The organism is Arthrobacter sp. YD4, assembly GCF_030410515.1.
In the GTDB taxonomy this organism is placed as follows: domain Bacteria; phylum Actinomycetota; class Actinomycetes; order Actinomycetales; family Micrococcaceae; genus Arthrobacter.
This window is the reverse complement of record NZ_JAUHHD010000009.1, coordinates 1-23,660: the sequence shown is the minus strand read 5'-3', so window position 1 is coordinate 23,660 and position 23,660 is coordinate 1. Positions and strand designations below refer to the sequence as shown.

The 23,660-nt window shown below is 68.3% G+C and carries 18 protein-coding genes; 14 read left to right on the top strand and 4 right to left on the bottom strand.

Features of this window, described 5'->3' with window-relative positions; translation table 11 throughout:
• Positions 1-179: 179 nt before the first annotated feature.
• Complete coding sequence (phoU, locus tag QWJ39_RS16220; protein WP_290258927.1) at positions 180-842, bottom strand: phosphate signaling complex protein PhoU; 663 nt, start codon at positions 840-842, stop codon at positions 180-182.
• Between the two features lie 206 nt (positions 843-1,048).
• Here phoU and QWJ39_RS16215 point away from each other — a divergent pair, with 206 nt between their 5' ends.
• Both QWJ39_RS16215 and QWJ39_RS16210 read left to right on the top strand, forming a co-directional pair.
• Positions 1,049-2,263 (top strand): ATP-binding protein, encoded by a 1,215-nt coding sequence (locus QWJ39_RS16215; RefSeq protein ID WP_290258929.1) that lies wholly within the window; start codon positions 1,049-1,051, stop codon positions 2,261-2,263.
• The gene (locus QWJ39_RS16210) at positions 2,260-2,940 is read left to right on the top strand and encodes a response regulator transcription factor (RefSeq protein ID WP_290258926.1); all 681 of its coding nucleotides are present in this window, start codon (positions 2,260-2,262) and stop codon (positions 2,938-2,940) included. Before QWJ39_RS16215 ends, QWJ39_RS16210 begins: the two co-directional genes overlap by 4 nt.
• A 111-nt stretch (positions 2,941-3,051) precedes the next feature.
• On the opposite strand, the gene QWJ39_RS16205 is transcribed toward QWJ39_RS16210, so the two are convergent.
• A complete protein-coding gene (locus QWJ39_RS16205; RefSeq protein WP_290258928.1) occupies positions 3,052-3,633 on the bottom strand; it encodes a hypothetical protein in 582 nt (193 codons plus the stop codon).
• 338 nt (positions 3,634-3,971) lie between these two features.
• On the opposite strand from QWJ39_RS16205, the gene QWJ39_RS16200 reads away from it, so the two are divergent.
• The 6 genes from QWJ39_RS16200 (at position 3,972) to rlmB (ending at position 8,868) form a co-directional block, all read left to right on the top strand.
• A complete protein-coding gene (locus QWJ39_RS16200; RefSeq protein WP_026266570.1) occupies positions 3,972-4,454 on the top strand; it encodes a CarD family transcriptional regulator in 483 nt (160 codons plus the stop codon).
• Between the two features lie 91 nt (positions 4,455-4,545).
• A complete protein-coding gene (ispD, locus tag QWJ39_RS16195; RefSeq protein WP_290258923.1) occupies positions 4,546-5,346 on the top strand; it encodes a 2-C-methyl-D-erythritol 4-phosphate cytidylyltransferase in 801 nt (266 codons plus the stop codon).
• A gap of 2 nt (positions 5,347-5,348) precedes the next feature.
• A complete protein-coding gene (gene ispF, locus QWJ39_RS16190) occupies positions 5,349-5,876 on the top strand; it encodes a 2-C-methyl-D-erythritol 2,4-cyclodiphosphate synthase (RefSeq protein WP_290258922.1) in 528 nt (175 codons plus the stop codon).
• 40 nt (positions 5,877-5,916) lie between these two features.
• Entirely contained in the window at positions 5,917-6,273 is a 357-nt protein-coding gene (locus tag QWJ39_RS16185; protein ID WP_290258921.1) for a hypothetical protein, read from the top strand.
• Between the two features lie 42 nt (positions 6,274-6,315).
• Complete coding sequence (cysS, locus tag QWJ39_RS16180) at positions 6,316-7,770, top strand: cysteine--tRNA ligase (RefSeq protein WP_290258920.1); 1,455 nt, start codon at positions 6,316-6,318, stop codon at positions 7,768-7,770.
• 111 nt (positions 7,771-7,881) lie between these two features.
• Positions 7,882-8,868 carry a 23S rRNA (guanosine(2251)-2'-O)-methyltransferase RlmB gene (gene rlmB / locus QWJ39_RS16175; RefSeq protein ID WP_290258919.1) on the top strand — a complete coding sequence of 329 codons (987 nt, stop codon included), beginning with the start codon at positions 7,882-7,884 and terminating at the stop codon, positions 8,866-8,868.
• A gap of 76 nt (positions 8,869-8,944) precedes the next feature.
• Here rlmB and QWJ39_RS16170 read toward each other — a convergent pair whose 3' ends face one another.
• Positions 8,945-9,751: a carbon-nitrogen hydrolase family protein gene (locus QWJ39_RS16170; protein WP_290258918.1), complete on the bottom strand. Its 807-nt coding sequence runs from the start codon at positions 9,749-9,751 to the stop codon at positions 8,945-8,947.
• A gap of 117 nt (positions 9,752-9,868) precedes the next feature.
• Between QWJ39_RS16170 and glgX the strand changes: the two genes are divergently transcribed.
• From glgX to QWJ39_RS16155, 3 genes are read left to right on the top strand one after another with little or no spacing between them, the layout of a single operon-like run.
• Positions 9,869-11,983, top strand: a complete 2,115-nt coding sequence (gene glgX / locus QWJ39_RS16165; RefSeq protein WP_290258917.1) for a glycogen debranching protein GlgX — start codon at positions 9,869-9,871, stop codon at positions 11,981-11,983.
• Between the two features lie 12 nt (positions 11,984-11,995).
• Entirely contained in the window at positions 11,996-12,502 is a 507-nt protein-coding gene (locus QWJ39_RS16160; protein WP_290258916.1) for a ribonuclease domain-containing protein, read from the top strand.
• A gap of 6 nt (positions 12,503-12,508) precedes the next feature.
• Positions 12,509-12,865 (top strand): barstar family protein, encoded by a 357-nt coding sequence (locus QWJ39_RS16155; RefSeq protein WP_290258915.1) that lies wholly within the window; start codon positions 12,509-12,511, stop codon positions 12,863-12,865.
• 57 nt (positions 12,866-12,922) lie between these two features.
• Here QWJ39_RS16155 and glgP read toward each other — a convergent pair whose 3' ends face one another.
• Positions 12,923-15,541: an alpha-glucan family phosphorylase gene (gene glgP / locus QWJ39_RS16150; protein ID WP_290258914.1), complete on the bottom strand. Its 2,619-nt coding sequence runs from the start codon at positions 15,539-15,541 to the stop codon at positions 12,923-12,925.
• 140 nt (positions 15,542-15,681) lie between these two features.
• On the opposite strand from glgP, the gene QWJ39_RS16145 reads away from it, so the two are divergent.
• Genes QWJ39_RS16145 through QWJ39_RS16135 form a run of 3 tightly spaced genes read left to right on the top strand, consistent with a single transcriptional unit; the run spans position 15,682 to position 23,289 of the window.
• Positions 15,682-17,763: an alpha-1,4-glucan--maltose-1-phosphate maltosyltransferase gene (locus QWJ39_RS16145; protein WP_290258913.1), complete on the top strand. Its 2,082-nt coding sequence runs from the start codon at positions 15,682-15,684 to the stop codon at positions 17,761-17,763.
• The gene (gene treS / locus QWJ39_RS16140) at positions 17,760-19,556 is read left to right on the top strand and encodes a maltose alpha-D-glucosyltransferase (RefSeq protein WP_290258912.1); all 1,797 of its coding nucleotides are present in this window, start codon (positions 17,760-17,762) and stop codon (positions 19,554-19,556) included. The genes QWJ39_RS16145 and treS overlap by 4 nt, the downstream gene beginning before the upstream one ends.
• Before the next feature lies 1 nt (position 19,557).
• Positions 19,558-23,289, top strand: a complete 3,732-nt coding sequence (locus QWJ39_RS16135) for a 1,4-alpha-glucan branching enzyme (RefSeq protein WP_290258911.1) — start codon at positions 19,558-19,560, stop codon at positions 23,287-23,289.
• Positions 23,290-23,660: the final 371 nt, after the last annotated feature.

Below are 23,660 nucleotides of genomic sequence, written 5' to 3'. Positions count from 1 at the left end.
CCCAGGAACTCAACGGCCGCCCACGCAAAACGCTCGGCTGGGATACCCCGGCCGAGCGTCTGCGTGATTTACTACTAGCTACCTAGCCACCAGCAGTGTTGCAACGACCACTAGAAACCGCCCAAGGTGGCCGGCCGCCGTCGTTTGTTTCTCCAGCGGTACTGGCGGTACTGCCGGTACTAGCTGTGCTCGATGCTGTTCGGGTGCCAGGCGCCGGTGACCAGGTAGGTCACCTTCTGTGCCACGGACACGCCGTGGTCGGCGAAGCGCTCGAAGTAGCGGCTGGCCAGGGCCACGTCCACGGTGGTGGCGGCGGACTCGGCCCAGTCGCCGCGGGCGATCGCCTTGAACACGGACAGGTGCAGATCGTTGACGGTGGTGTTGGCCTTCAGGATGTCCCGGGCCACCTCCAGATCGCGGGTCTCCAGCAGGATGGTCAGCTTCTCCGCGATCTCGAGGTCCGCCTTGGCGAACTCCCGGAACGTGTCCTGCAGCTGTGCGGGGATGACGTTGGCCGGGTAGCGGAGGCGGGCCAGCTGGGCGATGTGCCGGGCCAGGTCTCCCATGCGCTCCAGCGATGCGCTCATCCGCAGCGAGCCGACGATCATGCGCAGGTCGCTTGCCACCGGGCCCTGCAGGGCCAGGATGTCGATGGCGCGTTCGTCGAGGCTGTTCTGCAGGAAGTCGATGCGGGCATCGGCGGCGATGACATCCTCGGCGAGGTCGACGTCGGCGCCCTCGAAAGCGGTGGTGGCCTTCTCGAAGGCCTCGCTGACCAGCTTGGAAATCTCAACGAGCTGTTCACCGACCTGGGCGAGCTCTTCCTGAAAAACCTTACGCACGGGGCGTCCTTTCCTCGTCGACGTCGCGGACGGCCGCTGGGCCGGCAACGTCTGGTTTCGCCGTAGCGGCGTTCAACCTACCACCCTGCCACTCGTCGGTGAACTGTTGCGCCCCACTAGATGAACGTTAGCTGAACCAGCCCCGGAACCGCACACGTTTTCGATTGAGCCGCCCACGCACCGCATAAGCTGGAGCCGTGGATCCAATGCTCATCGGTGTGATCGCCGGCCTCATCGGCCTGGCGCTCGGCGTCTTCGGCGTGCTCGCGTTCCGCCTCAGCGAACAGCAGCGCCGGATCAGCGACGTCGAGACCGACGAACCCTCCCTGCCCGAGGGCGCCGCCGAGGTCCTGGCCGTCCTGGGCCGGGCGTTTGTGGTGGTGGACGCGATCGACGGCGTCGTCCGGGCCAGTCCCGCCGCCTATGCCTATGGCCTGGTCCGCGGTCACACCGTGGTCCACCAGCAGCTGCTTGAGCTGACCGCCAAGGTCCGCCGCGACGGCGTGATCCTCGAGAAGCAGCTCGAACTGCCCCGCGGCCCGCTCGGCCAGGGGACCCTGATCGTCCAGGTCCGCGCAGCCATGCTCGGTGAGGAATACATCCTGCTCCTGGCCGATGACCGCACCGAGATCACCCGCACCGAGGAGATCCGCAACGACTTCGTCGCCAACGTCTCGCACGAGCTGAAGACCCCCGTCGGGGCCATCTCGCTGCTGGCCGAGGCGCTGGAGGCTTCCCCGGATGACGAGGAAGCGGTCCGCCGCTTCGCCAAGCGGATGCACAAGGAGTCCACCCGTCTTGCCGCCCTGGTGCAGGACATCATCGAACTCTCTCGCCTGCAGGGCGCCAACGTCGCCCAGGCCGCACATCCGGTGGACATCAACACCGTCGTCGCCGAGGCCGTGGACCGCTCCCAGCTGCCGGCCGAGAGCAAGAACATCGACATCGTGGTCGGTGGTCGGACAGATGCGATGGTCTACGGCGACCAGGACCTCCTCGTCACGGCCCTCCGCAACCTGATCGACAACGCCATCCGCTACTCGCCGGAGAACACCCGCGTCGGCGTCGGGGTCCGCTCCCGCGACGGCCTGGTGTCCGTGTCCGTGACGGACCAGGGCGAGGGCCTGAGCCCGGAGGACCAGGAGCGCGTGTTCGAGCGCTTCTACCGGGTGGACTCCGCGCGCTCCCGCCACACCGGGGGCACCGGGCTGGGCCTGAGCATCGTCAAGCACGTCATGGCCAACCACGGCGGCGAGGTCACGCTCTGGTCCCAGCCGGGCCAAGGTTCCACCTTCACCCTCCGGCTGCCGGAGATGGAAGGCCAGGACGCCCCCGCCGACGATCCGCGCCGGGCACCCCACAGCGAACGACCCGAACGACGCGACGCCGCCGGCGTCCATGAACAAGGAGCTAGCGCTTGAGCCGGATTCTTATTGTCGAGGACGAGGAGTCCTTCAGCGACCCGCTGTCCTTCCTCCTGGGGAAGGAAGGGTTCGAGGTGGAGGTCGTGGACAACGGCCTCGATGCAATCACCGAGTTCGACCGCAACGGCGCAGACCTGGTCCTCCTGGACCTGCAGCTGCCCGGACAGTCCGGCACGGAGGTCTGCCGGCAGCTGCGGCAGCGTTCCTCGGTCCCGGTCATCATGCTGACCGCCAAGGACGCCGAGATCGACAAGGTGGTGGGCCTGGAACTTGGTGCCGACGACTACGTCACCAAGCCCTACTCCTCCCGCGAGCTCGTCGCCCGCGTCCGGGCCGTGCTGCGCCGGCACGGCGAACCGGAGGAACTGGTTTCCAGCACCGTCCAGGCGGGCCCGGTCCGGATGGACGTCGAACGGCACGTCGTCAGCGTCCAGGGCGAGCAGGTCTCGCTGCCGCTGAAGGAGTTCGAACTGCTGGAGATGCTGCTGCGCAACTCCGGCCGCGTCCTGACCCGCGGGCAGCTGATCGACCGGGTCTGGGGATCGGACTACGTCGGCGACACCAAGACCCTCGACGTGCACGTCAAGCGGCTGCGCAGCAAGATCGAGCCGGACCCCTCCGCGCCGCGGCACCTGATCACCGTCCGCGGCCTGGGCTACAAGTTCGAGCCCTAAACGCAAAGCGACTGCTGACAGCCGGCCCGGTAGTGATTCGGCCGGCAGAACAAAGGAGCGGCACCCCGCCTAGGGTGCCGCTCCTTTGTGTTCGTGGTGCCTGGGTGCCGGTTAGCGGCTGGCCGTCGGGGACGGCGTCGCGGACGCCGGTGCCGAGGCCGACGACGACGGCGAGGCCGAGCTGGACGCCGAGCTCGAGGCGGTGGCCGTCGGGGTCGGGGTCGGGATGTACTTCTTGTAATCCGTGATCGTGCCGTCCAGCACCGGCATGTTGAACTTGGCCTTCATGTTCGTGGCGCTCTCGGAGATGGTGACCTCCACCAGCGAACCGGGCTTTCCGCCGGTGGTGCTCAGGGTTGCCGAGTCGGTGCTGTCGTTGAGCAGGACGTAGGAGTTCTTCTTGACCGGGACCTGGGTCTGCGAGCCGCTGGCGCCATTGATGGTCAGCGTGACGTCGTTGGACGAGGTGTTGTAGACGGCGCCGAGGACGCGGCCGGGCTTGTTCTCACCATCGGAGACGATCATCATGTTGCGCAGCTGCACCGGGCCGAGGTCCGTCCGGGTTCCGTCGGAGGCGGAGTACTGGAAGGAGGTCTGCTGGGGGTTGATGTAGCCGCAGCCGGAGACGGACAGCAGGCCAATGCCAAGTGCCGCCGTTGCCATTGCCAGCTTGCCGCGCCGGCCCGGGGTCATCGCAGTGAAACGCACGTCACGCACTCCTTGAGAGTCTTGAAACAGTATTCAGCCATAGCCTATCGGCAACAGGGCCCAAACGAGGATTCCTATGCCGCCCCGGTGACGCTATGAAGGGAGCCGGGCAGCGGGCCCCGGCGTCCCCGCCGTCGTCGTTGGCGGCCTCTTGAAGCACCTTGGCGCGGCCCGCGTGATGCACTATTATCCGCATCCGTCAAGGGGTTTGGGCCGCCGATTAGGCCCATTTTCCGCGGAATCTCGCGGTTTCCCCGCCCGATCCATGCCAGTCGTATGCCTTAATCGTGATAAACTGGTCTGCGGGAAAGGGGAATGTCCACATGGTTTTTGAGGTCGGCGAGACAGTAGTTTACCCTCACCACGGTGCAGCAAAAATTGAAGAGATCAAGATGCGCACTGTCAAGGGCGAAGAGAAAATGTATCTCAAGCTCAAGGTGGCTCAGGGTGATCTGACCATTGAAGTTCCAGCAGAAAACGTTGACCTTGTTGGGGTCCGCGACGTAGTGGGCAAGGAAGGCCTGGAGCACGTGTTCGACGTGCTTCGTGCCGAGTTCACTGAAGAGCCCACCAACTGGTCGCGTCGTTACAAGGCAAACCTGGAAAAGCTTGCTTCCGGTGACGTGATCAAGGTAGCCGAGGTCGTCCGCGACCTGTGGCGCCGCGACCACGACCGGGGTCTCTCCGCAGGGGAGAAGCGCATGCTGGCCAAGGCCCGCCAGATTCTGATCTCAGAACTGGCTCTGGCTGAGAAGACCGACGAAGAGAAGGCTGCAAGCGTTCTCGACGAGGTTTTGGCTTCCTAACTAAGAATCGAACCCCGGTGGCGTCAGGCCGCCGGGGCTTCTTTTTGCCCAAAACCGGCCCGCCCACGCGTCGGGACGTAGGCTTGACCGCATGACTACTCCATCGGCCGCCCCCGTCACGGCGGTCATCCTCGTGGCCGCCGGATCCGGCCAGCGGCTGGGTTACGGGATGCCCAAGGCCAAGGTTCCCCTGGGCGGGGACAGCATCCTCATCCACGCCCTCCGCGGGGTCGCCGCCGCCGGGGTCGCCCGGCAGATCTGCGTCGCGCTCCCGCCCGGAGACCGGGAGCTGGCCGCGCAGTGTGAGGCGTTCGCCGAGGAACTGCGCAACGGCGGCGGGGACGCGTCGGAGGCCCCCGAGATCACGGCCGTCGACGGCGGCGCCAGTCGCGCTGATTCGGTGCGCGCCGCCTTGGCCGCCCTGCACCCGGACACGCGGTCCGTCCTGGTGCACGACGCCGCCCGCGCCCTGGCACCGGAGGCCGTCTTCCACCGGGTGGCCGAGGCCCTGGCCGCCGGAGCGCAGGCCGTCATCCCCGTCCTGCCCGTGGTGGACACGGTGAAGACCGTCGCCCGGACCACCGGCCCGGATGCGGACATCGCCCCGGAACTGGTCACCGGCACCGCACCCCGTGAGGCGCTGCGTGCCGTCCAGACCCCACAGGGCTTCAGCCTCGACACCCTCCGCCGGGCCCACGAATCCGCGGAAGGACTCGACGAAGCCCAGGCGGCCGCCGTCACCGACGACGCCATGCTGGTGGAACTGCTGGGCGTTCCCGTCCACGCGGTCCGCGGCGCCAGCCAGTCGCTGAAGATCACCACCCCGCTGGACCTGATCCTCGCCGGGGGCCTGCTCGAGGGTCCGCTCGGCGCCCGCTGGGTCGAGGGCTGACCATGGACCCGAAGCAACGACCCCTGCTCCCGCGCACCGGTATCGGCATCGACGTCCACGCCTACGCCCCGGACGAGGCGCCACAGCCGCTCTGGCTCGGCGGCCTCCACTGGGAGGGTGAGCGCGGGCTGGCCGGCCACTCCGACGGCGACCCGGTGGCCCATGCGGCGGCCGACGCCCTGTTCTCCGCCTGCGGCATCGGCGACCTCGGCACCCACTTCGGCACAGACCGGCCCGAATACGCCGGAGCCTCCGGCGTCACCCTGCTGTCCGCGGCCGCCCGGATCGTCCGCGCCGCGGGCTGGGAGATCGGCAACATCGCCGTGCAGTTCGTCGCGAACCGGCCCAAGTTCGGCCCGCGCAGGGAGGAGTCCCAGCGGGTGCTCAGCGAGGCCGCCGGAGCACCCGTCAGCGTCACCGCCACCACCAGCGACGGCCTCGGCTTCACCGGTCGCGGCGAGGGCATCGCGGCCACCGCCACCGCCCTGGTCTATCCGGCCGACGCCGCCGGCGGCGCCGATCTGGCCTAGGCTTAACGGACAACCCCGCCCGGAACGTCAGGAGTTTCCCGTGAAAAAGCTAGCCCCCGCCGTCGTCCTCGCCACAGGACTGCTGCTGGCCGGGTGCGCCGGATCCACCCCGCCTGCCGCCAGCCCCACGCCGTCGCGCATGAGCGTGGACGAGAGCTGCAAGTTCCTGAACACGGACACCTTCGTGCCCACGGGCACCGACAAAGAGAAGGCCGGGCAGATCAGCAAGCACTACCAGGAGGTCGCGGACAAGGTGGCCCCCGAGGTGGCCGACCCCATCCAGAAGATGGCCGACGTCATGAAGCAGGTCGCGGGCAGCTCCACCGGAGTCCAGACCACGGACCAGCTCAACCAGCTGCGCCAGAACATGGACCAGATCGGCCAGCACTGCAAGTAACCGACCGGCCGGCGGCAACCCCGCATCGGCTAGTCTGGACCGGTGACACTGCGCTTCTATGACACTGCATCCGCCGAAGTCCGGGACTTCGTCCCCCTGGTTCCGGGGAAGGTAAGCCTCTACTACTGCGGCGCCACGGTGCAGGGCATGCCGCACGTCGGTCACATCCGCTCGGCGATCGCCTTCGACCAGCTCACCCGCTGGCTGCAGTACCGCGGCTTCAGGGTCACCACGGTCCGCAATGTCACGGACATCGACGACAAGATCCTCGCCAAGTCCGCCGAGTCGTTCGCGCCCGGCGTCGACGAGGGCGACGGCACCGTCCGCGAAGAGGAATGGTGGGCGCTGGCCTACCGCTACGAGCAGGAATTCCGTAAGGCGTACGACACCCTGGGCGTCTCCAGGCCCACCTACGAGCCCCGTGCCACGGGCCACATCCCCGAGATGCACGCACTGATCCAGCTGCTGATCGACCGCGGCCACGCCTACCCGGCGCTCGATGACTCCGGCGACGTCTACTTCGATGTCCGCTCCTGGTCCGCCTACGGATCCCTGACCCGGCAGAAGATCGATGACATGCAGGGCGCCCCCGACGCCGACCCGCGCGGGAAAAAGGACCCCCGGGACTTCGCGCTCTGGAAGGGCCACAAGGACGGCGAGCCGACGACGGCGAGCTGGGCCTCCCCGTGGGGCGCCGGACGGCCGGGCTGGCACCTCGAGTGCTCCGCGATGGTCACCAAATACCTCGGCACCGAGTTCGACATTCACGGCGGAGGCCTGGACTTGCGCTTCCCGCACCACGAGAACGAGATGGCCCAGTCCCAGGCGGCCGGCCACGGCTTCGCGAACTTCTGGATGCATAACGGCATGGTCACCTATGCCGGCGAGAAGATGTCCAAGTCGATCGGCAACACCATCAGCCCGGCCGAGATGCTCGAAATCGCCCCGCCGCGGGTGGTCCGCTACTACCTCGGCCAGGCCCAGTACCGCTCCGTGCTGGACTACCAGCCGACTTCGCTGCAGGAAGCCGCCGCCGCCGTCGAACGCATCGACGGGTTCATCAGCCGCGCCGTGCGGGCCCTGTCCGACGGCGGGAACTACAGCTTCTCCACCTACGGCGCCGTCCCCGAGGCGTTCGAACGCGCCATGGACGACGACCTCAACGTCCCGCAGGCCCTCGCCGTCCTGCACGACACCGTCCGGGCCGGCAACACCGCGCTGACCGACGGCCGGACAGAAGATGCCCGCCAGGCCCTGCACCAGGTCCACGACATGCTGCGGGTCCTCGGCCTGAACGACACTGCTGCCCCCGCCGTGGACGGCCAGGCCACCACCGCGCTCGGCGTGCTGGTGGAGGCGCAGTTGGCAGCCCGGGCGCAGGCGCGGGCGGCGAAGGACTGGCCCGCCTCTGACGCCATCCGGGACACCCTGGCCGCGGCCGGCGTCGTCGTTGAGGACGGCGCGGACGGCGCTACGTGGAGCCTCAAGCGCGGCTGAGCCCCGGCGGCCGGGTGGGCCGCCGCACCCGCGCGGTCGAGGATTTAACCCGAGTCAGTAGACTGGAGTCCAGACTTATCAACGATTCGCGTACTTCAAAGGGTGAAACTCATGGCCAATAACGGTCGCCGCTCGGTCAAACAGAAGAAGGGTCCCACCGTCGGGACCGGCGGCCATGGCCGTAAGGCCCTCGAAGGCAAGGGCCCCACTCCCAAGGCGGAGGACCGGGTCTACCACAAGGCCCACAAGAACAAGCAGCTCGCGGAACGCTCCGCCGCCAAGCGCGGCACCGGAGCCCGCAGCGCCGGCGCCCGCTCCGGCCCCAAGGGCCGCGCCACCGAGGAAGTCGTCACCGGCCGCAACTCCGTGGTCGAGGCGCTCCGCGCCGGCATCCCCGCCAAGGCCCTGCACGTGGCCATCCGCATCGAGATGGACGACCGGGTCAAGGAATCCCTGAAGATCGCGGCTGAGCGCGGCATTCCGCTGCTGGAAACCGGCAAGCCCGAGCTTGACCGGATGACCGACGACGCGATCCACCAAGGCCTGGTCCTGCAGATCCCGCCGTACGAGTACCAGGACGCTTACGAGCTGGCCGAGGAAACCGTCGAGGCGTGGAAGAAGGGCCACATCGCCAACGCCCCGCTCTTCGTCGCCCTCGACGGCATCACCGACCCCCGCAACCTCGGCGCGATCATCCGCTCCGTCTCCGCGTTCAGCGGCCACGGCGTGATCGTTCCCGAGCGCCGGTCCGTCGGCGTCACCGCCTCGGCCTGGAAGACCAGCGCCGGCGCAGCGGTCCGCGTCCCGGTGGCCCGCGCCGCCAACCTCAACAGCACGCTGAAGGCGTTCAAGAACATGGGCATCTTCGTCCTCGGCCTGGACGGCGACGGGGACGTCTCGCTGCCGGACCTGGCGCTGGCGAAGGAACCGGTCTGCATCGTGGTCGGCTCCGAGGGCAAGGGCCTGAGCCGCCTGGTCCGCGAGAACTGCGACCAGATCGTCTCGATCCCGATCGACTCCGCGATGGAGTCGCTCAATGCCTCGATGGCCGTCGGCATCTCGCTCTACGAGATCTCCCGCCAGCGCGCCGCCAAGTAAAGCTCACCGCGGACGCTCCCTCACCTCAGGTGAGGGAGCGTTGTGGTTTAAGGCGCCGGACGTGAGGGAGCGTCGGCTAGAAGCGGTGGCGGTTGGCGAGGACCGGGAGGCTCTTACGGGCGGCGTCGACCTCGGCGGGGTCCAGGTCCACGAACAGCAGGTCCGGTTCCGCGCCGAGTTCGGCGATCGCCTCGCCGAAGGGGGAGGCGACCAGGGAATGCCCGACGCCGGTGGGGGCGGTGCCCCGGACCTCGAGTCCGGCGCTGGCCGGGTCGGCCTGACCGCAGGCCACCACGAAGCTGGTCGAGTCGGCGGCGCGGGCCCGTGCCAACAAGGTCCACTGCTCAGCCTTGCCCGGCCCGCTGCCCCAGGAAGCGCTGACCAGGGTCACGACGGCGCCGCGGTCGGAGAGCTCCGTGAACAGGTCCGGGAAACGCACGTCGTAGCAGGTGGCGAGGCCCACGGTGACGCCGCCGACGTCGAACGTCACCGGCTCCGTACCCGCCTCCACCGTGTCGGACTCGGCGAAGCCGAAGGCGTCGAAGAGGTGGATCTTGTCGTAGCTGGCGGCAACGCCCGGCCCGGTGGCGAGCAGGGTGTTCCGGACGCGGGGGGAGCCGTCCTTGGCCGCACCCGGCGTGAACATGCCGGCCACCACCACCAGGTCCTGCTCCGCGGCGATGGCCCGGACGGCCGAGGCCCACGGGCCATCCAGCGGTTCGGCGATGTCCACCAGCGAGTTGCCGAAGGCCCGCATGGTGGCCTCCGGGAAGACCACCAGGTCCGCGCCGCCTGCCTTGGCCCGCGCGGCATACTCCCGGACAAGGTCAAGGTTCCGGTCCAGATCGCGGCCGGTGATGATTTGCGCCAATGCTATCCGCACGGTTACCTCCAGTTCGGTGCCTGCCTCCAGTATGCCGCGCCCGGACGTTCCAGAGTTCCGTCGTAACCCGACCGCGCGGAGAGGGTGCGGGAGGCGGCCCCGGCTAAGCTATGACCAATGGTCAAGTCCTTTGTAGATTCCGCAACGACCGTGGATGCCTCACGGCCGCTTCCGCTGGGACTAAGCGTGCCGCGCACCGGTTCCCCGGAGACCGACGATCCGCGCGGCTCCTCGGTGAACGTGGCCGTCTATGCCCCCGCCGTCGCCACCCTCGAGGTGGTTTACCAAGCCCCAGGCCGCGGCTGGCAGGTCAAGGCACTGCCGAACGTCACCGCCGGCGTGCACCACGGCATCGTCGAGGGGCTGCCGGTCGGCTCCCGCTACGGGCTGCGGGCGGCGCCGGAGGCTGAGGCCCTGCCCGTTCCGGTTCCCACCCAGGATTTCGACGACGACGGCGTGCAGCCGCTGTTGCTCGATCCGTATGGCCGCGCCGTGGACCAGCGGGAGAAGCTGATCACCAATGTCCGGATGTCCGGCGACTTCGACTGGGGCGTGGACCGTGCCCCGGCCACGCCGTGGCGCGACACCATCATCTATGAGGCGCACGTGCGCGGGCAGACCATGCTCCACCCGGACATGCCGGAGCACCTGCAGGGCACCTATGCCGGCATGGCGCACCCGGCCATGGTCGAGCACCTGGTCTCCTTGGGCGTCACGGCTGTCCAGCTCCTGCCGGTCCACTTCCACCTGGACGAGGCCCACCTGCAGAACCTCGGCCTGACCAACTACTGGGGCTACAACACGGCCGCCTTCTTCGCCCCGCACCCGGACTACGCCACCCAGGCCGCCCGCGACGCCGGGCCGCAGGCGGTGCAGGACGAGTTCAAGGGCATGGTCAAGCTGCTCCACGCGGCCGGCCTCGAGGTGATCCTCGACGTCGTCTACAACCACACCGCCGAGGCCGGTCCGGACGGGCGCACGCTCAGCTTCCGGGGCCTGGGCGAGCTGCAGTACTACCGCCACGACGGCCAGGGCCGCTACGTGGACACCACCGGCTGCGGCAACTCCCTGAACTTCGGTGAGCCCCGGGTGGTGCAGCTGGTCCTCGACTCCCTGCGCTACTGGGTCAACGAATTCCACGTCGACGGCTTCCGCTTCGACCTCGCGGTCACGCTCTGCCGGAACGCGGCCAACGAGTTCGACCCGCGGCACCCGTTCCTGGTGGCCGTCGCCGCCGATCCGGTCCTCTCCGAGACCAAGCTGATCGCCGAACCCTGGGATGTGGGCTACGGCGGCTGGCAGACCGGCAAGTTCCCGCCCGGCTGGGTCGACTGGAACGACCACTTCCGCGACGCCGTCCGCAGCTTCTGGCTGGCGGACCGGGCCGCCATCGAGTCCGGCGGCCACGGCGGCTCCGTGGCGAAGCTGGCCGATGCCCTCTCCGGCTCCGCGGCGCTCTTCGCAGGCTCCGGCCGGAACCGGCTGGCCTCGGTCAACCTCATCACCGCGCACGACGGGTTCACCCTTGCGGACCTGGTCTCCTACGACCGCAAGCACAACGAGGCCAACGGCGAGCAGAACCGGGACGGCCACGGTGACAACCGCAGCTATAACCACGGCTTCGAGGGCCCCACCGAGGACGAGGCCATTCTGGCCAAGCGCGCCCAAAGCAGCCGCAACCTGATGGCCTCGCTGATGATCTCGCAGGGCGTACCGATGATCACCGCCGGCGACGAGGTGGGCCGCACCCAGCAGGGCAACAACAACGCCTACTGCCAGGACAACCCGCTGACCTGGATCGACTGGACCAGCACCCCCGAATCGCACTCGATGCTGCGCAGCACCAAACGCGTCATCCGGCTGCGCAAGGAGTTCCTCGCCGGCCAGCCGCACGACTACCCTGCCCGGGAGCGGCAGTCCTACTTCCACTGGTTCGACGTCGACGGCCGGCAGATGTCCGCCGAACGCTGGCAGGACCCCGCCCACCGGGTGGTTCAGCTGCTGGTGGGTTCCGACGTCGGCCGCGTGGTGGGCCTGGTGGTGGTCAACGGCGGTGCCGACGACGTCAAGGTCACCCTGCCGCCCGTCCCGCACGACGACGGCACCGGTCACCGGATCTACGAGCTGCGGCTCACCACCTCGGAGTGGCACGACCGCCGGCAGGGCGTCCGGATCGCCTCCGGTGAACGCGACGTGGTCCAGGCGAACAGCATCAGCATCTACCGCATCTAGGGGGAACCGGAGATGACCACCAAACGCCTCAGCACCCTGATCGGGGCGCTCCTGACCCTGGCGGTGCTCGTGGTGGTGGTCGCCGGGATTCCGCGGACGGGCGACTCCCCGGGCAGTGCAACGTCGCCGGCCCAAACCAGTGCCGCTGCCAGCGCCGGCGTCTCTGCCAGCCCCAAGCCCTCCGGAGGGCCGGCGGCAGCGCGGCCCACGGGCACCGGTGTCGCGAACCCGTCCCGGCTGCCCGAGGTCAAGGCCTCGGAGTTGCCGGCCGAGGCGCGGCAGGTCCTGGTGTTGATCGCGCGCGGCGGGCCCTACCCGTACAGCAGGGACAACATCACCTTCGGCAACTTCGAGCGGGTGCTGCCGCAGAAGCCCTCGGGCTACTACCGGGAGTTCACGGTTCCCACGCCCGGCGAGTCGGACCGCGGCGCACGGCGGATCATCGCCGGAGACGCGGGGGAGAAGTACTACACCGCGGACCACTATTCATCGTTTTCATTCATCGCCGAAGGCAAGTAGGGACCCATGAAGATCTATTCCGCAGACACCTGGACACCCGAGGAGCTGCAGGCGCAGGTCCGCGACGCCGGCCGCCGGACCCTGATCGTACCCGCCGCCAACACGAAGAAAGAGGTCCTCGCCGCCTTCGGCGAGGTGCTGGATTTCCCCGAGCACTACGGTGTGAACCTCGACGCCCTCAACGATTCCCTGCACGACTTCGCCGACGCCGCGGGCGACGACGGCCACGGCCCGGTCACAGTCATCTGGCAGGTCCCCGCCGCCTTCCGCGCCGACCGGGCCTTCGGCGTCATCTGCGAAATCCTTCAGGACGCCGAAAGCTACGCCGGCAAGGACCTCAAGGTCATCACCGTCTGCCTGTGACTGGCCGCTAGCTCTCCTCCGCGTCAGGCCCGTCTCCAACGGGAGAGCCTTCGCAGGTCAGGCGTTGACGATGAGTCCGAGTTCGGCCTTCGACGCCAGGCCGGCGTGCTTGGGCAGCACCCGGATGGTGTAGCCGAAGGAACCGGAGCGGTCGATCACCAGGGTGCCGCTGAACAGGTAGCGGCCCTTGCCCAGGTCCTCCACGGAGGTCAACTCCACCACCGTGACGTCCGTCAGTTCGTCGCTGTCCTCGGCGCGGCCGTAGGCCACCTCCACGGCGACGTCCTCCGGCGGCAGGTCGTGCAGCGCGATGTAGGCGTTGACCTGAAGGTCATCGCCGATCTGCGGGTCCTCGGAGACGCCGACGGAGTCCACGTGCTCCACCTGGATCTGCGGCCACGCGGCGCGGACCGTGGAGCACCACGCGGCCAGCGACTTCGCCTCGGCGTAACCGTGCGCGGACGCCTGGCGGCCGGCCAGCGCGGCGGGCCGGTACAGGACGTTGACGTAGTCCTTGAGCATCCGCTCCGCGGACACCGCCGGTCCCAGGTGGGTCATGGTGTGCTTGATCATGGACACCCAGTGGGTGGGAACCGCCTGCGGCCCGGACTGGGATGGGCCGGCCGCGCCGGCGCCATCGGAGACCGTGAGGCCGTAGAACTTCGGCGCCACCTGGGTCTCGAGCAGCTCGTACAGGGCGGCCGCCTCGATGTCGTCGCGTTCCTCGGGAGACGCGTCGTTGTTGGCGGTGGGGATCGCCCAGCCGTTCTCGCCGTCGTACATCTCATCCCACCAGCCGTCCAGCACCGAGAGGTTCAGGGAGCCGTTGATGGCCGCCTTCATCCCGGAGGTGCCGCAGGCCTCGAGCGGGCGCAGCGGGTTGTTCAGCCAGACGTCGCAGCCGGGGAAGAGCGTACGGGCCATCGCGATGTCGTAGTTGGGCAGGAACACGATCCGGTGCCGGACCGCGGGGTCGTCGGTGAACCGGACCAGGTCCTGGATCATCTTCTTGCCCGCGTCGTCCGCAGGGTGCGACTTGCCGGCGATGACCAGCTGGATGGGATGGGTCTCGTGCAGCAGGAGCGCCTTGAGCCGCGCGGGATCGCGGAGCATCAGGGTGAGCCGCTTGTAGGTCGGAACGCGGCGGGCGAAGCCGACCGTGAGGACATCCGGGTCGAGGACGGAATCGGTCCAGGACAGCTCGGCGTCGGCCGCGCCGCGCTTCTTCCACGCCGCGCGGAGTCGGCGACGGACGTCCTCCACCAGGGAGACCCGCATCTCCCGGCGCAGCGCCCAGAGCTCTTCGTCGCTGACGTTGTAGGCGAGGTCCCAGCGGCCCTCGGACTCGGCGTCGGCCCCGAACCGGTCACGGGCGAGCTGGGAGACACGCGGATCCACCCAGGTGGGGACGTGGACGCCGTTGGTCACCGAGGTGATCGGTACTTCCGAGTGGTCGAAGCCCGGCCAGAGCGCGGAGAACATCCCGCGCGAGACCACGCCGTGCAGCTTGGCGACGCCGTTGGCCCGTTGGGCCAGGCGCAGGCCCATGACGGCCATGTTGAAGACGAAGGGGTTGCCGTCGGTGAAGTCCTCCCGGCCCAGGTCCAGGATCTTATCCATCGGGACGTCCGGGGCCAGGCCCGCGGAGAAGAAGTGCTCGATTTGGGAGATCTCAAACCGGTCGATGCCGGCGGGAACCGGCGTGTGGGTGGTGAAGACGGTGGAGGCGCGCCCGGCGGTCAGCGCCTCGTCCCAACCCAGGGCGGTGTCCCCGGACATGAGTTCCTGGATCCGTTCGACGCCGAGGAAGCCGGCATGGCCTTCATTGGTGTGGAAGACCTCCGGGGCGGGTGCGCCGGTGAGCCGCTGGTAGGCGCGCAGCGCCTTTACCCCGCCCATGCCCAGCAGGAGTTCCTGCTGCAGGCGGTGGTCGCCGCCGCCGCCGTAGAGCCGGTCCGTGATGCCGCGGGCGGCGTCGTCGTTGCCGGCCACGTTCGAATCTAGTAGCAGGAGCGGCACGCGGCCGACGTCGGCGCGCCAGACGTGCGCCAGGAGCCGGCGGCCGTGGGGGAGTGGCAGGGAGATTTCCACCGGCCGGCCGTTGCCGTCCGGGGAGGCCTCGCGCAGCAGCGTCAGGGGCAGCCCGTCCGGGTCCAGCACGGGGTAGGTCTCCTGCTGCCAGGCGTCGCGGGAGAGGGACTGCTTGAAGTACCCGGCCTGGTAGAGCAGGCCGACGCCGATCAGCGGAACCCCGAGGTCGGAGGCGGCCTTCAGGTGGTCGCCGGCGAGGATGCCGAGGCCGCCGGAGTACTGCGGCAGGACCTCGGTGATGCCGAACTCGGGGGAGAAGTAGGCGATGCAGCGGGGCGCGTCCTCGCCCAGGCTCTGGTACCAGCGGGGCTGCTCAAGGTACTGGTCCAGGTCCGCCGCGGCCTCGTGTACGCGGCGCACCACATCCTGGTCCGCGGCGAGGCGCTGCAGCTCCTCCCGGCTGACCAGACCCAGGAACGTCACCGGGTCCTGGGCGCTCTCGGCCCAGATGGCCGGGTTCAGCTGTTCGAACAATTCGCGGGTGGGCAGGTGCCACGACCAGCGAAGGTTGGTGGCCAGCCGCGCCAAGGGCCGGATCGGTTCGGGAAGAACGGTTCTGACGGTAAATCTCCGGATAGCCTTCACCTGCGAAACACTAACCGAGAACTTCGGACCCCGGAACAGTTCCGGGTTTCTTTCCGGTAAATGTCGGATGGCGCTTCGGATGACCCCAAAAAACGGAGCAGCCTTAGCATTCTGTGCGATTTGTAGATAACGTCGAGCCTGTGACGACTAACTCCCGAACCAGCGCCGTATCCAAGCAAAAGCCGAAGGCCCTGATCACCGATGGGTTGAAATTCGGCAGGTTTCCGATCACCAACGTCCAGCCCTCGGTCGAGGGCGGTAAATTCCCCGCGAAGGCCACCGTCGGCGAGAGCATCGTCGTCGCCGCGACCGCGTTCCGCGAGGGACACGACATGCTCGGCGTCAGCGCGGTCCTGCTGGACCCGCGCGGCAAGGAACGCCAGCGGATCCGCCTCGAGCCCCCGCGGGGCGACCGCGGCAAGGGCACGGATCTCTGGGAGGGCCTGCTGACCCCCAGCGCAACCGGCAAGTGGTCCTACGTGATCGAGGCCTGGCACGACCGCTACGGCACGTGGCACCACAACGCCGAGGTCAAGGTCGACGCCGGGATCGACGTCGAGCTCATGCTTGCCGAGGGCGCGGCGCTCCTGACCGAGGCGTCCGAGGATCCCAGCCGTCCGTCAGCGGACCGCCGCACCCTCCGGATCGCCGCCGCCGGCCTCGCCGACGCCTCCCGGACCCCGGAGGAGCGCCTCGGCGCGGGCTTTGGCGCGGACGTGGCCGCCGTCGTCGGACGCCAGCCCATCCGTGAACTCGTCACCGTCTCCGAACCCTACCCGCTGCTGGTGGAGCGCGAACTCGCCGGCCGAGGCGCCTGGTACGAATTCTTCCCCCGCTCCGAGGGCGCCGTCCGCAACCACGAGACCGGCGAATGGACCTCCGGCACCTTCCGCACCGCCGCGGAGCGACTCGACGCCGTCGCCGCCATGGGCTTCGACGTGATTTACATGCCCCCGATCCACCCGATCGGCACCCAGCACCGCAAGGGACCGAACAATACCCTCATTGCCGGACCGCACGACCCCGGCTCCCCCTGGGCGATCGGCGCGGCGGAGGGCGGCCACGACGCCATCCACCCGGACCTGGGCAGCTTCGAGGACTTCGATGCCTTCGTGACCCGCGCCGGCGAACTGGGCCTGGAGGTCGCGCTCGACCTGGCCCTGCAGGCCGCCCCGGACCACCCCTGGGTCAAGAGCCATCCCGAATGGTTCACCACCCGGGTGGACGGCAGCATCGCCTACGCCGAAAACCCGCCAAAGAAATACCAGGATATTTTCCCGCTGAATTTCGACAACGATCCCGCCGGGCTGTCCAACGAAATCCTCCGCGTGGTTCAACTGTGGATCAGCCACGGTGTGAAGATTTTCCGTGTGGATAACCCGCACACCAAGCCGGTGTGGTTCTGGGAATGGCTGATTGCCAAGGTCAACAAAAAGAACCCCGACGTCGTCTTCCTGGCCGAGGCGTTCACCCGCCCGGCCATGATGCACGCCCTCGGCCGGGCCGGATTCCAGCAGTCCTACTCCTACTTCACCTGGCGGAATACCAAGGAAGAACTGGAGAAGTACTTCCAGGAAATCAGCCACGAATCCCCGGCGTATTTCCGGCCGAACTTCTTCGTCAACACCCCGGACATCCTGACCGAATATCTGCAGTTCGGCGGACCGGCGGCCTTCAAAATCCGGGCCGCGCTGGCCTCGACCGCTAGCCCGCTCTGGGGCGTCTACGCCGGCTACGAGCTCTACGAGCACGTGGCCCGGCCCGGCGCCGAGGAGTACATCGACAATGAGAAGTTCGAGTACAAGGCCCGTGACTGGGACGCGGCCACGGAATCCGGCCGTACCCTGGCCCCGTACCTGACCCGCCTGAACGCCATCCGCCACGCCCACCCGGCGCTGGGGGACCTGCAGAACCTGACCCTGCACGCCAGCACGGACAGCTCCACGGTGGTCTACTCCAAGCACAAGACGCTGCCGGACGGCGCCAAGGACACCCTGATCGTTGTGGTCAACGTGGACCCGCACAGCCCCCGCGAAAGCACGGTCACCATTGACCGCGCAGCCCTGGAACTGGACCCGGAGGACCTGACCCACAACGGCGGCTACGTCGTCGAGGACCTGATCTCCGGTGAGAGCTGGGAGTGGGGCGAGTACAACTACGTCCGCCTCGACCCCCACGTCGAACCCGCCCACATCCTCAACGTCCGGAGGTCCCGCCCGTGAGCTTTAGTCCGAGCAACCCCAGCCAGCACTTCACGCCCAAGGGGACCTTTGAACTGAACGCCCCCGGCCTGCAGCACGACCCCCACTGGTACCGCAAGGCGGTTTTCTACGAGGTGCTGGTCCGCGGTTTCGCCGACGGGAACGGGGACGGCTCCGGCGACTTCCATGGCCTGATCGAGAAGCTCGACTACCTGCAGTGGCTGGGTGTGGACTGCCTCTGGCTGCCCCCGTTCTTCCAGTCCCCGCTGCGCGACGGCGGCTACGACATCTCGGACTACAACTCCGTGCTGGACGAATTCGGCACCATCAGCGACTTCAAGCGCCTGGTCGCCGAGGCCCACGCCCGCGGCGTCCGCGTCATCATCGACCTGCCCCTGAACCACACCTCGGACCAGCACCCCTGGTTCCAGGAGTCCCGCAAGGACCCGGACGGGCCCTTCGGTGACTTCTACGTCTGGAGCGACACGGACGAGAAGTACCAGGACGCCCGCATCATCTTCGTGGACACCGAGGAATCCAACTGGACCTTCGACCCGATCCGCCGTCAGTTCTTCTGGCACCGGTTCTTCAGCCACCAGCCGGACCTGAACTTCGAGAACCCCAAGGTCATCGACGCCGTGTTCGACGTCGTCCGTTTCTGGCTGGACCAGGGCATCGACGGCTTCCGGGCCGACGCCATCCCCTACCTCTTCGAGGAGGAAGGCACCAACTGCGAGAACCTTCCGGCCACCCACGAGTTCCTCCGCCAGCTGCGGAAAATGGTGGACGAGAGCTACCCCGGCCGCGTCATCATCGCCGAGGCCAACCAGCCGCCGGCGGAGGTCGTGGAGTACTTCGGCACCGAGGAGGAGCCGGAGTGCCACATGGCGTTCCACTTCCCGATCATGCCGCGCCTCTACTACGCGCTGCGCGACCAGAAGGCCGCGCCGATCATCGAGACCATGCGGGACACCCCGGCCATCCCGGAAGGCGCCCAGTGGGGCACGTTCCTGCGCAACCACGACGAGCTGACCCTGGAAATGGTCACCTCCGACGAGCGCGCCGCCATGCTTGGCTGGTACGCGCCGGATCCGCGCATGCGGGCCAACATCGGCATCCGGCGCCGGCTCGCACCGCTGCTGGACAACTCCCGGTCCGAGATCGAGCTGATCAACGCGCTGCTGCTGTCCCTGCCGGGCAGCCCCTTCCTGTACTACGGCGACGAGATCGGCATGGGCGACAACATCTGGCTTGAGGACCGCGACGCCGTCCGCACCCCGATGCAGTGGAACCCGGACCGCAACGCGGGCTTCTCCAACGCGGACCCGGGCAAGCTCTACCTTCCGGTGATCCAGTCGCTGGTCTACAACTACAGCATGGCCAACGTCGAGGCCGAGGCCGCGCACTCCGGGTCGCTGCTGCGCTGGACCCGGCAGATCCTCAGCGTGCGCAAGAACCACCCGGCGTTCGGGCTTGGGTCCTTCAAGCACGTCGAGGCGGACCACGACGTCGTCCTGGCCTACCTGAGGGAGCTCCCGGCCGGGAACGCCGCCGGTGAGGACCCGGAAACCATCCTCTGCGTCTTCAACCTTTCCCAGCACCCGGTGGCCACGTCGCTGCGGGTCCCGCAACTGGCCGGCCGCGGCCTGCGGGACGTCTTCGGCGGTCAGGCGTTCCCCGGCATCGCCGAGGACGGGACCCTGACCCTGACCCTGGGCAGCCACGATTTCTTCTGGCTGCGGGTCCGCTCGGCCGCCTCCAACCCGGCATCGCCCCACACCCAGGCGATGCCTATCCTGTCCATCGAAGGCTGACATGACCCGACCCACCCTTTCCCCCGCCCTGGACGCGCTGCTGCGCAGCTGGCTGCCGCGCCAGCGCTGGTTCCCGGTCAAGAGCGCGCACTTCAGCTTCGACCCGGTGGGCAGCGTGACCCTCGAAGCGCCCGTCCCGGCCGCACCCTCCCCGGGTACGCCGGCGGGAGACGGCGGTGCCCGGTTCAAGGTCCTGCTGCTGGCCGTGACCTACCCGACGGCGGACGGCGACCGGACCGACGTCGTCCAGGTCCCGCTGAGCTTCCGCGCCCTGCCGCTGGCCGGTGCAGGGGCGGCGCTGCTCGGCGAGATCCAGGAAGACGGCGGCACGCCGGGCGGCTGGGTGTACGACGGAGTCCACGACGCGGCGTTCATCGCCGCGTGGCTGGAGCTGATGCGCTCCCGCGGCGCCACCGCGGACGGGTCGGCCACCGGCGAGCTGGTCGACTCGGACCACCGGCTGCCGCACGCTACCGGCAAGGTCCGGGTGCTCTCCGGTGAACAGTCCAACAGCTCGGTAATCGTCGACGACGGCACCGCCGCCGCGATCCTGAAGTTCTTCCGCGTCCTCTCCGAGGGGCAGAACCCCGAGGTCGAAATCGGCGCCGCCCTGACCGCGGGACAGACCGCCGAGGTCCCCGCCACCCTCGGCTGGGTGACCGGTGAGTGGGCCGTTACGGACGGGGCGGTTACGGACGGGACGGTTCCGGATGCGGCCGGCGGCCGGGCTGCCCGCGCCGAACTGGCCGTCGCCCACGAATTCCTCGCCGGCGGCCTGGATGCGTGGCGGCTCGCCGTCGACGCGGCCCGCACCGGAACCGATTTCACCGCCGAGGCGCACGCCCTCGGCGTCGCTACGGCCACCGTCCACCGCCGCCTCGCCGAGGCGCTCGGCACGGCGGCAGAGGCCGTCCCGGGCGGCGACATTGCCCCCGGCGTCGCCCAGCGGGTCCGCCAGTCCTGGGCCGAGGCGGGCACCGCCGTCGGACCCTTCGACGAGGCCCTGCAGTCCCTGCTGGCCCGGCTCGCCGGGACCAGCGCGGGGCAGCTGCAGCGGATCCACGGGGACCTTCACCTCGGCCAGATCCTCCAGGTCCCCGTCGCCGCCGGCCAGCCCGCCCGCTGGGCGATCCTCGACTTCGAGGGCGAGCCCCTGCGGCCCGTCTCCGAACGGAATTTCCCGGACGTGCCGCTGCGCGACGTCGTCGGCATGCTGCGCTCCTTCGACTACGCCGCCGGCGCGGCCGCTCGCGAGGACGACGGCGCCGCAGTCCCCGAAGAGTGGGTGGACGACTGCGCCTCGGCGTTCCTCGCCGGCTACGCCGAGGTCACCCCCGGCACCATCGACCGTGACTCTCCCTTGTTCACCGCCCTTTGGCTGGACAAGGCGCTCTACGAAGTTGTTTACGAACTACGAAACAGGCCCGACTGGCTCGCCATCCCGGTGAATGCATCCCGTCGTCTCCTTGGCAGTACTGGCTCCGGCGCCCCCGTCGAAGCCGCAGCGGAAGGTAAGAACATGACTGGCTCAGCACGTACCGAACGGCCCGGAGCGCCGCTCCCCGTCGACGCGGACACCCTCGCCCGGGTGGCCGCGGGGGAGCATCACGCCCCGCACTCCGTCCTCGGCGCCCACCTCGACGACTACGGCCACGTCACCATCCGAACCGTGAAGCACATGGCCGAATCCGTTTCGGTGGTGACGTCCGCCGGCACGACGCCCATGACGCACGAGGCCGGGGGTGTGTGGGTGGCCGTCCTCGAGCCGCTCGATGCCGGCCACGTCCCGGATTACCGGCTGGAGGTCCGCTACGAGGACCAGGACGCGGTCCGCACCGACGAGCCCTACCGTTACCTGCCCACCGTGGGTGAAATCGACCTGCACCTGATCGGGGAAGGCCGGCACGAACGGCTCTGGGACGCTCTCGGCGCCCACGTCCAGCACTACAAGTCCTCCCTCGGCGACGTCGACGGTGTCTCCTTCGCTGTCTGGGCTCCCAACGCCCAGGCCGTGCGCGTCAAGGGCGACTTCAACGGCTGGGACGGACGCGAGAACTCGATGCGCTCGCTCGGCTCCTCCGGGGTATGGGAGATCTTCATCCCCGGCGTTATGGCAGGGGCGTGCTACAAGTTTGAGATCAAGACCCGGCACGGGCACTGGGTGGAGAAGGCCGACCCGCTGGCGTTCGGCACCGAGGTGCCGCCGCTGACCGCATCACGTGTGGTCGAACCGTCCTACGTCTTCAAGGACGAGGAGTGGATGAAGGCCCGCGCCGCCCGCGATCCGCACAACGCGCCGATGAGCGTATACGAGGTGCACCTCGGGTCCTGGCGCGTCGGCCTGGACTACCGCCAACTGGCCAAGGAACTCGTGGAGTACGTGAAGTGGCTCGGCTTCACGCACGTGGAGTTCATGCCCGTCGCCGAGCACCCGTTCGGCGGCTCCTGGGGGTACCAGGTCACGTCCTACTTCGCGCCGACCTCCCGCTTCGGGCACCCGGACGAGTTCCGGCACCTGGTGGACGAACTGCACCAGGCGGGCATCGGCGTGCTGCTGGACTGGGTCCCGGCCCACTTCCCCAAGGACGCCTGGGCGCTGGCGAAGTTCGACGGTGAGCCGCTGTACGAGCACTCGGACCCGAACCTCGGCGAGCACCCGGACTGGGGCACCCTGATCTTTGATTTCGGCCGCAGCGAGGTCCGCAACTTCCTGGTCGCGAACGCGCTGTACTGGCTGGATGAGTTCCACATTGACGGACTCCGGGTGGACGCCGTCGCCTCCATGCTCTACCTGGACTACTCCCGCAAGGAGGGTCAGTGGCAGCCCAACCGCTTCGGCGGCCGCGAAAACCTTGAGGCGATCTCCTTCCTGCAGGAAGCCAACGCCACGGTCTACAAGACCCACCCCGGCGCGGTCATGATCGCCGAAGAGTCCACCGCATTCCCGGGCGTCACTGCCCCCACGGACCAGGGCGGCCTGGGCTTCGGGCTCAAGTGGAACATGGGCTGGATGCACGACTCCCTGAAGTACATGGCGGAGGACCCGTACAACCGCAAGTGGCACCACGGCACCATCACCTTCTCCATGGTTTACGCCTACACGGAGAACTTCCTGTTGCCGATCAGCCATGACGAGGTTGTCCACGGCAAGGGTTCGATGCTGCGGAAGATGCCCGGCGACCGCTGGCAGCAGCTGGCCAACCTACGCGCGTTCCTGGGCTACCAGTGGGCGCACCCGGGCAAGCAGCTGATCTTCATGGGCACCGAGTTCGGCCAGGAGGCCGAGTGGTCGGAGCAGTACGGGCTGGACTGGTGGCTGGCGGACATCCCCGCCCACCGTGGCGTGCAGCTGCTCACCAAGGACTTGAACGAGCTCTACAGTTCGACGCCGGCCCTCTACGAGCGGGACAACGATCCGGAGGGGTTCCAGTGGATCAACGGGGGGGACGCTGACCGCAACGTCCTGAGCTTCATCCGGCGCGACGCTGACGGCAACCCGCTGGTGGTGGCGCTGAACTTCTCCGGCGCCCCGCACCACGACTTCCGCCTGGGCGTCCCCGCTGCGGGACAGTGGCGTGAAGTGCTGAACACCGACGCCGACGCGTATGGAGGATCGGGCGTCACCAACGGCGGGCCGCTGACCGCGACCGGGGATGGCATCGACGGGCAGCCTGCCTCGCTGACGGTCACGCTGCCGCCGCTGGGTGCGGCCTACTTCAAGGCCGCCGAGTAACACTTCTATGAAAGGCCCGGAACCGTCGCGGTTCCGGGCCTTTCGGGTGTCCGGGGGAGTGCTCCGGGGCCCCGCTTTGTCACCGCGGCCGAGTGGTGGTACAGTTTATTTCCGCGCTGCTCCCCGGAGTTGATCCGCTGAGAAGACCACGAAGGCCACGGCCAACTGGATCGAGACGCTGATTTGACTAGGGCGAAGTGCGCGGGTAAGTTTGAAAAGTTGCTCCGGAGCGAGTCGCGGCCCTTGATGGGGTTGTGGTGGTGCCGGGTGTGTCTGTTGTTTGAGAACTCAATAGTGTGCCAAGTTTGTTGATACCGATTGTTTTATTGATTGGTTGAAATTGCCGAATCGTGCCGCCCCTGTGGTGTGGT